Source organism: Mycolicibacter algericus DSM 45454, from assembly GCF_002086455.1.
Taxonomy (GTDB): Bacteria; Actinomycetota; Actinomycetes; order Mycobacteriales; family Mycobacteriaceae; genus Mycobacterium; species Mycobacterium algericum.
Genome location: NZ_MVHC01000026.1, coordinates 21,610 through 36,044 on the forward strand (window position 1 = coordinate 21,610; position 14,435 = coordinate 36,044).

Annotated in this window: 12 protein-coding genes and 1 riboswitch; of the genes, 9 read left to right on the forward strand and 3 right to left on the reverse strand. The window is 64.6% G+C overall.

The genetic code is table 11. The features are described 5' to 3' along the window. Positions 1–101 precede the first annotated feature (101 nt). On the forward strand, positions 102–1,343 hold the full coding sequence (locus tag BST10_RS17985; protein WP_013828317.1) for an MFS transporter: 1,242 nt from the start codon (positions 102–104) through the stop codon (positions 1,341–1,343). A 3-nt stretch (positions 1,344–1,346) separates the two neighbouring features. Here BST10_RS17985 and BST10_RS17990 read toward each other — a convergent pair whose 3' ends face one another. Together BST10_RS17990 and BST10_RS17995 are read right to left on the reverse strand one after the other, a co-directional pair. Further along, complete coding sequence (locus tag BST10_RS17990) at positions 1,347–1,718, reverse strand: DUF732 domain-containing protein (protein ID WP_041317539.1); 372 nt, start codon at positions 1,716–1,718, stop codon at positions 1,347–1,349. Positions 1,719–2,521: 803 nt separating this feature from the next. Continuing rightward, a riboswitch (SAM riboswitch) is annotated at positions 2,522–2,644 on the forward strand. Between the two features lie 211 nt (positions 2,645–2,855). Then, positions 2,856–3,125, reverse strand: a complete 270-nt coding sequence (locus BST10_RS17995; RefSeq protein ID WP_275987440.1) for a helix-turn-helix domain-containing protein — start codon at positions 3,123–3,125, stop codon at positions 2,856–2,858. 370 nt (positions 3,126–3,495) lie between these two features. On the opposite strand from BST10_RS17995, the gene BST10_RS24210 reads away from it, so the two are divergent. The 6 genes from BST10_RS24210 (at position 3,496) to BST10_RS18025 (ending at position 10,470) form a co-directional block, all read left to right on the forward strand. Further along, the gene (locus tag BST10_RS24210) at positions 3,496–5,568 is read left to right on the forward strand and encodes a PE family protein (RefSeq protein WP_163762308.1); all 2,073 of its coding nucleotides are present in this window, start codon (positions 3,496–3,498) and stop codon (positions 5,566–5,568) included. 53 nt (positions 5,569–5,621) lie between these two features. Continuing rightward, positions 5,622–6,281, forward strand: coding sequence for a hypothetical protein (locus BST10_RS18005; RefSeq protein WP_083039572.1), 660 nt, complete (start codon positions 5,622–5,624; stop codon positions 6,279–6,281). A 180-nt stretch (positions 6,282–6,461) separates the two neighbouring features. Further along, the gene (locus tag BST10_RS18010) at positions 6,462–7,022 is read left to right on the forward strand and encodes a DUF732 domain-containing protein (protein WP_163762307.1); all 561 of its coding nucleotides are present in this window, start codon (positions 6,462–6,464) and stop codon (positions 7,020–7,022) included. A 147-nt stretch (positions 7,023–7,169) separates the two neighbouring features. After that, positions 7,170–8,972: a protein kinase domain-containing protein gene (locus BST10_RS18015; RefSeq protein WP_083039576.1), complete on the forward strand. Its 1,803-nt coding sequence runs from the start codon at positions 7,170–7,172 to the stop codon at positions 8,970–8,972. A gap of 263 nt (positions 8,973–9,235) precedes the next feature. Then, the gene (locus BST10_RS18020; RefSeq protein WP_083039579.1) at positions 9,236–9,838 is read left to right on the forward strand and encodes a recombinase family protein; all 603 of its coding nucleotides are present in this window, start codon (positions 9,236–9,238) and stop codon (positions 9,836–9,838) included. After that, positions 9,835–10,470, forward strand: a complete 636-nt coding sequence (locus tag BST10_RS18025; RefSeq protein ID WP_083039581.1) for a uracil-DNA glycosylase — start codon at positions 9,835–9,837, stop codon at positions 10,468–10,470. The genes BST10_RS18020 and BST10_RS18025 overlap by 4 nt, the downstream gene beginning before the upstream one ends. A 2-nt stretch (positions 10,471–10,472) precedes the next feature. On the opposite strand, the gene BST10_RS18030 is transcribed toward BST10_RS18025, so the two are convergent. Beyond that, positions 10,473–10,916, reverse strand: coding sequence for a hypothetical protein (locus BST10_RS18030; RefSeq protein WP_235673568.1), 444 nt, complete (start codon positions 10,914–10,916; stop codon positions 10,473–10,475). A 169-nt stretch (positions 10,917–11,085) separates the two neighbouring features. Between BST10_RS18030 and BST10_RS18035 the strand changes: the two genes are divergently transcribed. Both BST10_RS18035 and BST10_RS18040 read left to right on the forward strand, forming a co-directional pair. Continuing rightward, positions 11,086–13,080 (forward strand): type I restriction-modification system subunit M, encoded by a 1,995-nt coding sequence (locus BST10_RS18035; RefSeq protein WP_083039584.1) that lies wholly within the window; start codon positions 11,086–11,088, stop codon positions 13,078–13,080. Next, positions 13,077–14,378, forward strand: coding sequence for a restriction endonuclease subunit S (locus BST10_RS18040; RefSeq protein ID WP_083039586.1), 1,302 nt, complete (start codon positions 13,077–13,079; stop codon positions 14,376–14,378). The genes BST10_RS18035 and BST10_RS18040 overlap by 4 nt, the downstream gene beginning before the upstream one ends. The last annotated feature ends 57 nt before the right edge of the window (positions 14,379–14,435 follow it).

Sequence of the window (14,435 nt, forward strand, 5' to 3'; positions counted from 1 at the left end):
TACGGCAGCACCCCGTCGATCACGGGCGTCTCACCGCCGCAGGGCAGGATGGCCGGGTGACACAGGCACGGATCGCAGGTCGCTCATGGCGTCCTTGGGCGGTGTGGGGCACCGGCTTGTTGTCCTATGTGGTCGCGGTGCTGGACCGCACCACCTTCGGGGTGTCGGGCCTAGACGCCGCCGACCGGTTCAGCACCGGGCCGAGCACGCTGTCGTCGTTCGTGATCCTGCAGCTCATCGTGTACGCCTCGATGCAGATTCCGGCCGGAGTGCTGCTGGACCGGTTCGGCCCCAAGGCGATGATCGCCGCCGGCGTCGCGGTGCTCTCCGCGGCCCAGTTGACGCTGTCACTGACCCATTCGCTGCCGATCGCGATCGGGGCGTACGGCGTCGTCGGGTTGGGCGACGCGTTCGTGTTCATCTCGGTCATCAGATTGCTGCCCAATTGGTTTGCGCCGGACCGTGTCCCATTGTTGACCCAGCTCACCGGGATCTGCGGCCAGTTCGGCCAGTTGCTCTCGGCCGTACCGTTCCTGGCGATTCTGCTGCACCAGGGCTGGACGGCGGCTTACCTGTCGGCGGCCGCCCTTGGGGTGCTGGCGGTCGCGCTGACCCTCGCGGTGTGCCGGGACGCTCCGCCCGGGGCGCCGATCACCATGCAGCCGCGGACGTTTCGGGCGGCGTTCGGTGAGGTGAAGACGGTCTGGTCCCGGCCCGGCACCAAGCTGGGCTTCTTCACCCACCTGGGCACGCCGTTCTCGGCGAACGTCTTCGCGCTGATGTGGGGCGTGCCCTACCTGACTACTGCACAGGGGCTGTCACGCGCATTGGCCGGTGCGTTCCTGACGCTGTCGGTGGCAACCTTCGTCGTGGTCGGCCTGTTGGTGGGGACGCTGTCCGCGCGCCGGCCCCAGCACCGGACGGGTCTGGTGCTGGCGATGATCGCGCTGACCGCCTGCACCTGGGCCGTGCTGCTGGCGTTGCCCTCCCCCGCACCACACTGGTTGCTGGCGTTGCTGATCGTGGTGATCTCGGCGGGTCAGCCGGTGTCGATCCTGGCATTCGACTTCGCCCGCACCTACAACCCGCCGGCCGCGCTGGGCACCGCGCAGGGCATGGTCAACACCGGCGGTTTCATCGCCACGCTGGTGATCATGCAGGCGATGGGGATCGTCATCGCGATGGCGGGCGGCTTCTCGTTCTCGGCCTTCCGGGTGGCCTGGACCGTGCAGTACGTCATCTGGGCGCTGGCCGCGGTGGGCGTGGTGGTCAATGCCCGCAAAGCCCGCGACTCCGGGGCCCTCGGTGAGGCGCAGGCGAGGATTGTTGCCGGCGAGCCGTGAGGCTCACGCAGTCTTGGTGTACGGGTCCGGCGATTGCGGGCAATAGGCGTGCCGGGCCGCGGTGATGACGCCGTGCGCTTCTGCGGGTGTCACCTGCAGGTGCGCGATCACCGAGATCGGCACCAGCCGCGGCGCGCCGCTCAACGCCGAACAGACCGCATGGCCTTCTTGCACCAGCAGATCACGCAGCGACTCGCACTTGGCACTGCCGCAGATCTGTTTGGCGTAGTCGGGGTGAAGTCCCTCGTGTTCCAATTCGGCGAAAAACACCTGGTCCTCATTGCTGGGATCGTCGGCGAACGCCGTCGGCGGCGGGTTTGCGATGACACCGGCCAGCACCGCGCTGAAGGTGACCAAGACTGCTTTTCTGTTCATGATGCTGCACCAATCCCGCGAGGACGATGACGTCCATTCTCGCACCGGCGAGGCACTGGCGACATGGCCTTATCCGGGAAAAATTTGTGCGGGCGGAGGGACTCGAACCCTAATTTCTATGCAGGTAGCCAACCTATATACCGCGCTGACCTGCTGATTAAGGTGTATCGAGATAGCCCCAGATAGACGCTGCTAGACCCAGGATGTGGGGGAAATGTGGGGGCAAATCGGTACGCTGGTAACTATGACCGGAACCGAGGCCACCAGCGAACGAGGCTTGACACCCGGCTAGGCCGCCCGGCGTCTGGGCGAGGACGTCAACACCATCCGCCGGTGGGTCCGCACCGAGCAGTGTCCAGTGATCCGCGACGGACGCAAGGTCCGCATCCCTGCGGCGTGGGTTGACGACCCCGGTGGGTGGCTGGCCGGACTGAGCGGGGGCTAGCGCGGGTTCGGCCCCCGGCGCGTCGAACACTCAGTGCACCAACAATTTTGTCGTTTGTGTGTTACTTGCTGGCGCCCAACTTTGCGACGACTACAGGATGGCCTGGCGGAGTGACGCGAGGCACGACGGTCGCTGGCCTGCGCTGGGAGGCCGATCAAGTCGGAAGACTCACGGTTTCACCGCTCCCGCACACCGAAACGAAGCGGCACCAGACCGAGACGATCCTGGTGGGCATCTCCCACCGCCGAAGAGCGGCTAGATCGCCGTCAGGCCGCCCCGAGGGGTGTACGGGTTCTGACCGCCTCGAATCAGCTCGTCGATCAGGGTGCTGTCGGTTCGCCTCGGTACCCTGAAGGGGCTTCATGAGTGCCGTCGCGAAGCTCCGACTGGACGGCACCTGGACGGCACGCCAACCCCACGCTCGTGGGTGGCTCGGATGACGAAGCGGCCCCCACCGGCCGGTGTCGGGCAAGAGCGCCTCCGCAGCTGGGGCCGTGGAACAACCGCGACAGGAGCCGAACCTGATGACCGCCGAGAAGGGCTGGATCGGTGAGCCACAGCCGCCAAAGCAGTGGCACGAGTCTCGTGCCTCCGCCGCACGTCGCTGGGTCCAGGATGAGAAGCGTCGCCGCCAGGAACGCGGAGACTACAGCCCGGTGACGGTGGAGTGGTGAGGTCTCGCGGCCACAGGGTCAAGGTTGCGGCATGGGGAGTTGGCTGACGAGTTCGCCAGGATCGATGTCGAGTCCTGCGGCGATCTTGACGATGGTTTCTAGCCGCAGGCTGCGCTGGCCGCGTTCGACTTTTCCCAGCTGTGTCCAGTGAATACCGCAGCGGACGGCAGCGGCCTCTTGGCTCAGGCCAAGTACCGTGCGGCGGTCTCTGACCCGTTCCCCGAAAACACGGGTGGTCTCGTTGAGGGCAGGGTTGGGCTGGTCGTCGGGCACGGTGTCCAACGACATACGGCTCAAGCGAAATCGGCCAGAGCGCAACGCGCCCATGCATGTTGCACCCATGCGTATCCGGCCTGTATTGTCAGCGGACCCGTTCACGATTCGTCATGTGGACTTGCTTCCATAAAACAGGTCAACTAGTCAATTATAGAAACTTCAGATAGTTTTAATGAAACTGTGAACTAGGTCGGGAGTTCCGTCGACTTCACGACCTCGTTTCTGGCAGGCAAGTGGTTCTAGGTTTGACTCCCCCAGCAAGGAGCTGTGCATGAGCGGTCGCCGTACTGTCGAACAACGTCGTTCGTCGAGTCGGTACAGCAGGGTGCAGCATCGTGTCCTGGGAGCTGGAAGTGCGGCCAGCGCTTTCTTGGCTTTTGGGATGACGCCGCTGACCGCGCCCACCGCGCAGGCCGACGTTGGTGACGTGATCATCGATACGGTGGCCTCGCTGTTCGAGTCCTCGACCTGGTCAGACCCCGACGCCCTCGGCGCGGCATGGGACACCCTGATCCTGCAGGACAATTGGGATGCCCTGCTTCTGAACTTGGACGACCCCGGCTTCGGAGCGGTCGTGTTCAACGAGTACTTCTACACCCCGCTGCATGACTCCATCGACACCTGGATCAACAGCTCTGACGGCCAAGTCTTCGCCAACTTCGTCAACTCCGCATCGGGGCAGTATCTGATCGGAGACGGCGCTCACGGAACCGCCGACAACCCCGATGGCGGGAACGCCGGGTTACTGTTCGGCGACGGCGGCAACGGATACGGCTACAGCGGCAGCGGCGGCAACGCGGGGTGGCTCTTCGGCAACGGCGGACACGCCGGGTCGGCCGAAGCAGGCAGCATTCACACGTCGATCACTACCTTCGCGACCGAAAATTCGGGTCCGATCAACGGAACCGCCGGTGTTGGTGGCAACGCCGCATTCCTGTTCGGCAACGGAGGCAACGGTACCGATGGCGGCGATGGACAGTTCGGGGGCAACGGTGGAGCTGGTGGCGCTGGTGGTAGCGGCGGCTACTTCTTCGGCAACGGTGGCAACGGCGGCAACGGCGGTAACGGCGGCGACGGCATTCTTGGTGTTCACGCTGGTCTCGGCGGCGATGGCGGGACGGGTGGCGCTGGCGGTGCGGGCGGGCTGCTATTCGGTGCTGGCGGCCAGGGCGGCACGGGCGGAAGTGGTGGGGCCGGTGCCAGCGCCGCCGTGGTAGACGGTGCACTAAGTGGTGTTCATGGCGGCTCGGGCAGCGCTGGCGGAGACGGTGGTGCGGGCGGTGTCGGCGGTGCTGGCGGTCAACTCTTCGGTGCAGGTGGCCACGGCGGTGAGGGCGGAACGGGTGGTCGCGGCGGCGACGGAGCCGACGGCTCGGCCGGACTCTCTCAAACAGGTGCAGTCGCCGGAGACGGGACCAACGGAGGTAGCGGCGGCAACGGTGGCAATGGCGGTTTAGGCGGAGGCGGCGGGCGGGGTGGGCTGCTGGCCGATGACGGCCGGTCAGGCGATCAAGGAACGGGCGGAGTAGGCGGTAACGGAGGAAACGGAGGTGTCGGCGGTCAGGGCGCACACGGTGCCGACGGCTTCTCCTACGGAGGCGGCGCTGTCGTGATCGGCGCGCCTGAGCCGCACCCAGATGGCTACGCGGGTCAAGACGGCGGCAACGGAGGTAACGCCGGTGCAGGGGGCGCGGGCGGGAAGGGCCTCGGTGGTGTCCGCGCTGCTGATGGGATTAACGGGATCGCCGGTCGGGGCGGCAATGGCGGCGACGGCGGTACGGGCGCGCACGGAGTCGACATTTTCACCCCGCCTGGTAACGGTGGCGCCGGGGGCAACGGCGGCCGAGGCGGGCTTGAAGTCGATGGCATCACTCGCGCCGTGGACGGCGACGGCGGTGATGGTGGCAGCGGTGGTGTCGGCCGGGCTGGTGGACCGGGTGCTGACGGAAGGCAAGGTGGTTGGTACCTCATGGGGACTTATATCCCCTATGACCCCAATGGTGGAAACGGAGGCGATGGCGGCCTCGGCGGCACGGGCGGCGATGGCGGAAACGGCTACGTGGCAGGGAACGGCGGCACCGGTGGTCAAGGCGGAAGCGGTGGCTGGGGCGGTAACGGTGCCGATGAGAGCGACACCTACCCGACGGGCCCAGCGGGTACTGGAGGGCAGGCCGGTCATGGCGGGACTGGCGGGCAGGGCGGTGCGCCAGGGCAGGGCCAGATAGCTGGCCACCATGGCGCAGCCGGTGACGGTGGAAGTGGCGGGCAGGGCGGCAACGGCGGGCTCACCCCCGACAGTCAGCGTGCGGCAGGTGGCGACGGCGGCAATGGCGGTGCGGGCGGCGATGGTGTCGGCGACGGCCCTGGCGGCAGTGGCGGCAGCGGTGGCACTGGTGGCATGGGTACGCCAGCAGGCGTTGACGGTACAGACGGGCCAGACGGCGATGGCCGCTGAGTCCCGCGCGTCAACCACGGTCGTCGACCTGGTCCCCGAACGGAAGCTGGATTATGAAACTGATCGAAAGGCTGTTCATCGGCACCGTGCTGGCTGCCGCAACGGCGGGTGCCGCACTAAGCCTTTCGTGCGCGACGTCGGTGGCGGGCCCCAACGACAAATATGTTCACCCGACAAAGCCGATCACCGACCCCATGGAGCAGATGGCATTCGTCTGCGCCAGCTTTGACTACTACGGGGTGCGGGACGACGTGTACGATGGCGTCCTTGAGGATCTGACCAGGTGGTCTAGGTACGCCACGCAGTTGAAGGGCCGCATGAACGCTGCGATGGTGGACTGCCCCGAACACATTCCCGCTTTCACCGCCTTACTTAAGACGAAGAACCAATTACAGCAACGCGGGTCAGCTCCGACTAATACCGCGACGGGCGTACCGAACGTCAGGAGCGGAGCAGTCGCCCGAGCTGCATGCACGCCTCGTCGACACTTCCCATTCGGCTTCGATGTTGACGGCAATACCTACATCTGTTTTGTGGTTTACCAAAAGCCATCGCAGGGGCATTGGGTAGCCGTACCACCGCTAATCGGGGTCCGAGACCCCGAAACGCAGTGCGGCACCAGCGGTGGCGTCGCGCAGTCCCCGGAAGGACTGCCACTGTTGTGTAACGACAGCGGCCGCTGGTACGAAAACACCGATGGCCTGCCCAACTGACATGACACGAGCACAGTCACGGAATCACAGCCCCAACGACCTCACGGAACCGGCATCCCCACCGGTTCCAAAACACGACACATAGCGATGACCAGAACCACTCGCCTTGGGCTCGCGATTTGCGCGGCCCTGACCTCAGGCCTGCTCGGAGCCGGAATCTGCTCAGCAGAACCGGGTCCCATGGATCCCGGCTACTGCGGTGCACGCCAAGATCCACTCGACTGCGTGCCCTATGACGGCCCGACCCCACCACCGCTGAGCAGAGGCGAGGCTACGTATCTGACCCTCGTCCGCCCCGGTTACTCCGCCGACGACGCCACCCTGCTACGCATCGGACGCGGCACCTGCAACATGCTCCGAGGCGGGACGTCGTCCAACTATGTGGTCAAGGATATCGCCAGCCACTTACAGACCCCACAAGCGGACGCGGCTCACCTACTCAACGCCGCGAACGCTCAGATCTGCCCCGACCTCACCATCGGACCAGACGGAGTAGCCAGACGGTTCTCGGACCGCTCGGACTCCTACAACATCGGTTATCGCGAGGGAGTGGAGCCAAAGTTCTTGGAATATATCAACGAGTTCGGGGAAAGTCCCGAACATTTATGCAGGGAAATGTCGGATACCCGACGTGATGTCAAGCTCGGTGGCAATCCCAATATCGACCCGGCCGACTACGTGCGGGGCTGCCTTGCCGGTATCCGCGACGCGAGAAAGTCGACTGAACCACCCCACAGGTAGGCCTCGGGGTCAACTAGCGCGGAGGCCCCCATCTGAGGCCGATCGGCGGCCCGCACCGGCCCAACAGGCACCGCTACCAACGGTAGCGCGGCAACCAATCGTCGGCAGACCCTACTGATGAGCCACACCACCTAGAAAGGAAACCGCATGGAGGGCACGCCATTCGGGCGATATCGATTGGTCGAGGTGCTGGGCCGTGGCGGCATGGGAGAGGTCTGGCGGGGCTTCGACACCGTCACCGAGCGGACCGTGGCGGTCAAAGTGTTGCCCGCCCATCTGGCTGGTGACGAGGGGTTCCAGCAGCGCTTCCTGCGAGAAGCCAAGGCGGCGGCCAGCCTCAACGAACCGCACGTCGTGCCGATCTACGACTTCGGCGAAATCAACGACCGTCTGTTCGTAGCCATGCGCCTCGTCGACGGCCACGACCTCCAAACCCTGCTCGCCGACGGTCCGTTAGCACCCGATCGGGCCGTGGCCATCATCGAGCAGGTCGCATCAGCGTTGCAGGCCGCCCATGGCATTGGCCTTGTCCACCGTGACGTCAAACCCTCCAACGTCCTTGTCGGCGAAGACGACTTCGCCTACCTGATCGACTTCGGGATCGCCCGCCTTGCCGGGGAGACCGGATTGACCAGCACCGGCATGACACTGGGTACATGGCCGTACATGGCCCCAGAACGGTTTCGGACCGGCACAGCCGACGCCCGCTCCGATGTCTACGCGCTGACCTGCGTACTGCACCAAGCGCTGACCGGACAACAGCCGTTTCCAGGGGAGAGCCTGGAGCAGATCGCAACGGGCCACATGTTCGACCCACCTCCCCGACCTTCGGCTATCCGGGGCAGCGTTCCCGCAGCACTGGACGACGTCATCGCCACCGGCATGGCCAAGGACCCCGACGAGCGCTACGCCACCGCCAGGGAACTTGCCCAGGCAGCTCGGCGAGCGGCATTGCCAGCGACGGTCAGCCACGCAACAATCGCCGCCGCCGGGGCAGCGACGCTCGCGGCTCCCGCACCCGAACTCAACTACGTCCCGACCCAGGTGGCCCCGGCCTCGGCCGTGCTTGATGGTGCGCCGTCGGAACGGCCCGATCAGGTGCAGGAACTAGATGAACAACGTGCCGAGACGCGCCGAAGCCGTTGGGCGATCTCGTCTTTCATCCTAGGATTGATCGGGGGGATTGGAGTCGGGTTCGGACCACCGGGCTGGGTCTTCTATGCCTTCACAGCTGTTGCACTAGCAGGGGTGGCGTTTGGAGTCGTCGCGCTGGCGAATATTCGCCAGACGCATCAGCGTGGCCGTTGGTTAGCGGTCTCAGGGGCAGCGTTCGGGGCAATATGGCTGTTGTTTGCCGTCTTCGTTGGTCTGACTGTCTCGCCCGGTCTGCCCTCGGGCCACTCGGACTCTTACAAGACCGGATATCACGACGGGTCGGACCCGACGTTCTTGGACGAATTGATCAATGAGGGCGGCATGAGCCCCGAAAAGATATGCCGAGACAGCCTGGATGCCCGACAGGATGTGAAACTTGGCGGCGATCCCAAGATCGACTCAGGCGACTACATGCAGGGCTGCCTCGACGGCATCCGAGACGCGAGAAGGCCAGCTGCCGGGCACAGCACGTCGGCCGCCCCATCGACACACACATCACACCCTGCAAACGAAGCGGATCGGCGTCCCGTCCCCGCCCAGCCAGCGCCGCCCGACCCCGATGTGGTCTTCGTGCAGCGATTAATAGACGCCGGGCTCACGATCAAAGACCGCGCCGGGGTGATCCAGATGGGGCACAACGTCTGCGACTATCTGGGCGATCACTCGAAGCAGCAGACCATCGACGACATGTACCGGGACCAGGAGGAACGCTGGGACAAGCCCAGCAAGGAGAAGGTGGCCGCCATGGTCGAAAGCTCGATCGCCGTCTACTGCCCGCAATACAGTGGACGGTAGTGAACCCGGATGGGCCACTTCCCCGTCTAGGCGATGAATAACGTCGGTACCACCGGGGGGTGCCAGGCCGCGAGCATCGCTGCAGGCTGCGCGTCAGTGACGAGCGTGCCAACTGCCATGCTCCCGATCGGTGTCTCGATTCTTTAGTTCCGAGACGCCTTCGCCACCCGGTCCTGCTCGCGCTGTATCCGCAGGTGGCCGTTCTTGAAAGTTGTCTCGTATCAGAAGGGTGATTGTCCGACTTTCGAGATACGATAATGGGCATGACCATCACCGCCTCCCCAGTCACCGGCCAGCTCCTGGGATACGCCCGGGTGTCCACCGGACACCAGTCCCTGGACGCACAGGCTGATGCGCTCACCGCCGCCGGAGTCGACGGAGACCGGATCTACACCGACAAGCTGACCGGCACGTCGACCAAGGAGCAGCGCCCTGGTCTGGCCGGACTGCTGGACTACGCCCGGCCCGGGGACGCCATCGTGGTCGTCGGGATCGACCGGCTGGGTCGCAGCGCCGCCGAGGTCATGCTGACCATCAAGGAGCTCCTCGACCGCGAGGTCGTCATCAGGTCGCTGCGCGAGGGGGTCGACAGCTCCACCCCCACCGGCAGGGCCGTCCTGGGCATCATGGCCAGTCTGGCCGAGCTGGAGCTGGAGCTGGGCCGCGAACGTCGAGACGCGGCCAAGGCGGCCCGCAAGGCCCGCAACCTGCCGATCGGGCGGCCCCGGGCGCTGTCCCCCGACCAGATCGCGCTGGCCGAGCGGATGCGGGCCGCAGGTGAGCCGGTACCGGAGATCGCCAAGACTCTCGGGGTGAGCCGCCCGACGATGTACCGGCTGCTGGCGTCAGGGGGACCGTCGGCATGAACAGGCTCGACCCCGCGCTTCAGCACGCCAGGCGGATTAAGAAGCAACTCGACGCGGAGATCAAGGCATGTGACTTGTGCCCCGGGCTGAACATCACCGGCGTTACCGAGTCCGCGCCGGGCTACGGCAGCCTGACCTCCCCGGTGGCGCTGGTCGGTCAAAGCCTCTGCGAGCAGTGCATGGCCGTCCAAGAACCATTCTTCGAGAAGTCCGGGAACGTGCTGCAAGCCGCCATAGACCGGGCCCAGGTCGACAAATCCGATCTGTTCATCACCAATGCCGTGCACTGTCATCCACCCAAGAACCGTCCTTCGCGGTCCTATGAGATCGAAAATTGCCGCCCTTTTCTGCGCCGCGAGTTGGAGCTGGTGCAGCCCCGACTGGTAGCCGCGCTGGGCAACGACGCACGCGATTCGGCGGTGGCCATCTACCCAAAAGCCCGGATTGTGTGGTGGGAGGATGACGGCTTGCCCACCCGCAGGCCACGCCGAGGGTCGCCGATCGTGTGGTGCACACACCACCCGGGTTCGTTGTGGCGCAACCGCACTGCTTACCAGCGGCGGGAAGTCACCGAGGCGTGGACGGAGGCGCTGGCGCAGGCGATTGCGTGGGGGTTCGGCGCTCGACGTTAGTCCTAGCCGCTGAGCAGATGGCCGCCAGCAGAACCCAGCGCACCGATCGCCACCTTGGAAGCGAACGACCTAAGGTTGCCCGCGAGCTGCTTGAACTTGCCCCGCTCTTCGACACCACGGTCATCGTCGTCACCAGCCGTGTCCAGGGCGGTGATGAGCCGTTCGAGGAGTTGTTCCGGTGATGGCCAGGCACCGGCGACTTGAAGCGCATGCCTGGTCGGCGGCCCAACCATAATGATCATGCCGCCGAACGCCGCCGTCACCTTCTCGAAAAACGACGGCTCGGTGTTGAGTCGTCGCAGTGCACGTTGGACGGCACCGGCATCCAGGCCGGTCGCTGCCTCGATCGCAGACACCTTCGTGAGGTAGGTGCCCGTCTCTTCGTAGATGTCGACGACAGCCTGCAGCACCGGCAGGTCGCGGTCGATCCAGGTGTCCTGGGTCATGGCGATCAGTATGTCCGAGCAGGCCGACATACTGCGGCCACCGCAGCCCGGTGCAGCGGGAAGCGGGGACGCCACGGCAGGGCGCTGGCTAGAACATGCGACCTCGTCCCGGACGTTCGGGGTAGCTTCGCTCTGACTGGAACTCGACTGTAGGGAGCGGATCAAGGACATGGCGCAGACCAACGCGCAGGCCCAGAACCACGCCAACCTGATCTGGAAGATCGCCGACCTGCTGCGGGGGCCGTATCAGCCCAACCAGTACGGCGACGTGATCTTGCCGTTCACGATCCTGCGCCGCCTGGACTGCATCCTGGAACCTACCAAGGACCAGGTGCTTGCCGAGTACAAGAAGATCGCCGCGACCAAGGTCGACCCCGACGTGCTGCTCAAGGCCAAGTTCAAGCTGCCGTTCTACAACACCTCCCGGTGGAGCTTCGCCTCCCTGATCAGCGACCCCGAGGGGGTGGCCGACAACCTCATCGACTACATCGAGCACTTCTCCCCCAACGTGCGCGATGTCTTCGAGGGCTTCGGCATGCTCGACGAGATCGCCAACCTCGCCAAGACCGACCGGCTGTATCTCATCGTCAAGGAGTTCGCCGCCGTCGACCTGCACCCGGACGTCGTCACCCAGCACGACATGGGCTACGTGTTCGAAGAGCTGATCCGCAAGTTCGCCGACTCCAACGCCACCCAGGCCGGTGATCACTTCACCCCCCGCGAAGTCATCGCCCTCATGGTCGACATCTTGTTCCTGACCGAGGACGACGCCCTGACCAAGCCGGGCACGGTACGCACCATCTACGACCCCGCCGCCGGGACCGGCGGCATGCTCTCGGTCGCCTACGACCATCTGGTCGCGATGAACCCCAAGGCCCGCCCGGTCCTCTACGGCCAGGACGTCAACCCGCGCTCCTACGCCCTGTGCAAGTCCGACATGATCGTCAAGGGCCAAGACGTCGACAACATCTACCTCGGCGACACCCTCACCGACGACGGCCACCGCACCAAGACCTTCGACTTCCTGCTGTCCAACCCCCCGTTCGGGGTGGACTGGAAAACCCAGCAGAAGAAGGTCACCGACGAACACGAGCAGCGCGGCTTCGCCGGACGCTTCGGCCCCGGCCTGCCCCGGGTCTCCGACGGGTCGATGCTGTTTCTGCTGCACCTGATCTCCAAGATGCAGCCCGTCAAGGGTGGCGAGGGCGGCAGCCGCCTGGCGATCGTGCTCAACGGCTCTCCGTTGTTCACCGGTGGGGCCGGGTCCGGGGAGTCCAATATTCGGCAGTGGATCATCGAGAATGATCTGTTGGATGCGATCATCGCGCTGCCGACCGACATGTTCTATAACACCGGGATCGCTACCTACATCTGGGTGCTGGACAACAACAAGCCCACCAAGCGGCGCGGCAAGGTACAGCTCATCAACGCCGTGGAGATGTACGGCAAGATGCGCAAATCGCTGGGGTCCAAGCGAAAGGAGTTACGGTCCAAGGACATCGAGCGGATCTGTCACCTCTATGAGGGCTACCGCAACGAACACGGCACCGTCGAGCGCCCGGCCCACTCGAAGGTCTTCAAGGGCGAGGAGTTCGGCTACTCCACCATCACCGTGGAACGCCCCCTGCAACTGCGGTTCACCCCCAGCGCCGACAACGTCGAAGAAGTCTTGGCGCAGAAGGGCATCACCAAGCTCAAGACCAGTGAGCAGGCGGCGATCCGCAACGCCCTGACCGGGCTGATCGGCTGGGAGTGGAAGGACCGCGACGAGTTCGTCACGGAACTCCGAGATGCCCTCCACAAGGCTGGGTTGGCCAAACCCCCGGCCCCGCTGATCAAGACGATCTGGTCGACCGTCGGCGAGCACGACGACACCGCCAGCATCGTCACCGACCGCAAGGGCAACCCCGAACCCGACACAGCCCTACGTGACACCGAGAACGTGCCGCTCACCGATGACATCGAGGACTACTTCACCCGTGAAGTCCTACCTCACGTCCTCGACGCCTGGATCGACCACGACAAGACCAAGATCGGCTACGAAATCCCCTTCACCCGGCAGTTTTACCGCTACACGCCGCCCAGGCCGCTGGAGGAGATCCAGAAAGACTTGCGGGTCCTCGTCGGTGAGATCCAAGGCATGCTCGCCGAGGTCGGGGCATGACCTGGTCAACGGATCGCGTCTGTCGCGATTCGGGGATCGACTGGCTGGGTCGCGTGCCGACAGGCTGGAAACTCGATCGGTTGAAGTACGCATTCAAACGGCTACAACGCCCGTACTCCGCCGACGCGGAGACTGTCACGGCTTTCAGGGACGGAGTTGTGACTGCCCGGTCAAATCGGCGCGTAGACGGGTTCACTGAAGCGGACAAGTACATCGGGTACCAGGGCATCGAGCCGGGCGACTTAGCTATCCATGCGATGGATGGCTTTGCCGGTGCGGTTGGTGTTTCGGACTCGTCTGGAAAATGTTCTCCGGTGGTCTCGGTCTGCCGTCCCGAAGCCGGAGTCGACCCCCATTACTATGCGCACATCCTCCGACACGTCGCTAGGTCCGGGTATCTCACGTCGATAGCGAAGGGAATCCGCGAGCGCTCGACGGATTTCCGTTGGGCTGATGCACGTGAACTCATGGTCCCCTTCCCGCCCCACACTGAGCAGCAGTCGATCGTCAGGTTTCTCGACCACGAGACGGCGAAGATCGACGTACTGATCGCCAAGCAGGAGCAGCTCATCGCCACCCTGCGCGAGGACCGCACCGCCACCATCACCCACGCCGTCACCAAAGGACTGGACCCTGACGTCGAGATGAAAGACACCGGCGTCGACTGGCTCGGTGATATCCCGCAGCACTGGACTGTGACGCGTCTTGGTCGACTCTGCCGTTCGATTTCTGACGGGCCACACTTCTCTCCGTCGTATGTCGATGAGGGCGTGATGTTCCTGTCTGCACGGAATGTCAGGGTTGACGGTTGGTCCCTCGATGATGCGAAATTCATCTCCGAGGCAGACTTCGAGGAGTTCTCTCGGCGTGTCGTCCCCGAGGTGGGAGACGTCCTGTACACAAAGGGGGGAACAACAGGCATCGCGCGAGCTGTGGACCTCACCCAACGGTTCCAGGTCTGGGTCCACGTGGCGGTACTTAAACTTCATCGCGACCTCATCAGCCCCGAACATCTGGCGTACTCCCTGAACAGCAGTGGATGCTACGAGCAGTCCCAGCTGTACACCCGGGGTGCCACTAACCAAGACCTCGGTCTTACTCGGATGATCCGAATCTTGCTTGCGCTGCCGCCAATTGATCAGCAGCGAGAGATAGTCGACTTCCTAGATCAGCGGTGCGAGAAGATCGACACCCTGATCGCCAAGGCCAACGAGGTGATCGACACTCTGCGGGAGTTCCGCTCGGCGCTGATCACTGATGCGGTGACCGGCAAGATCGATGTGCGGGGGGCAGCGTAGTGGTGGCGCGGGCGCAGACGATTCAGATCTACTTGCCGTCGGGTGATCCTGCGGGTG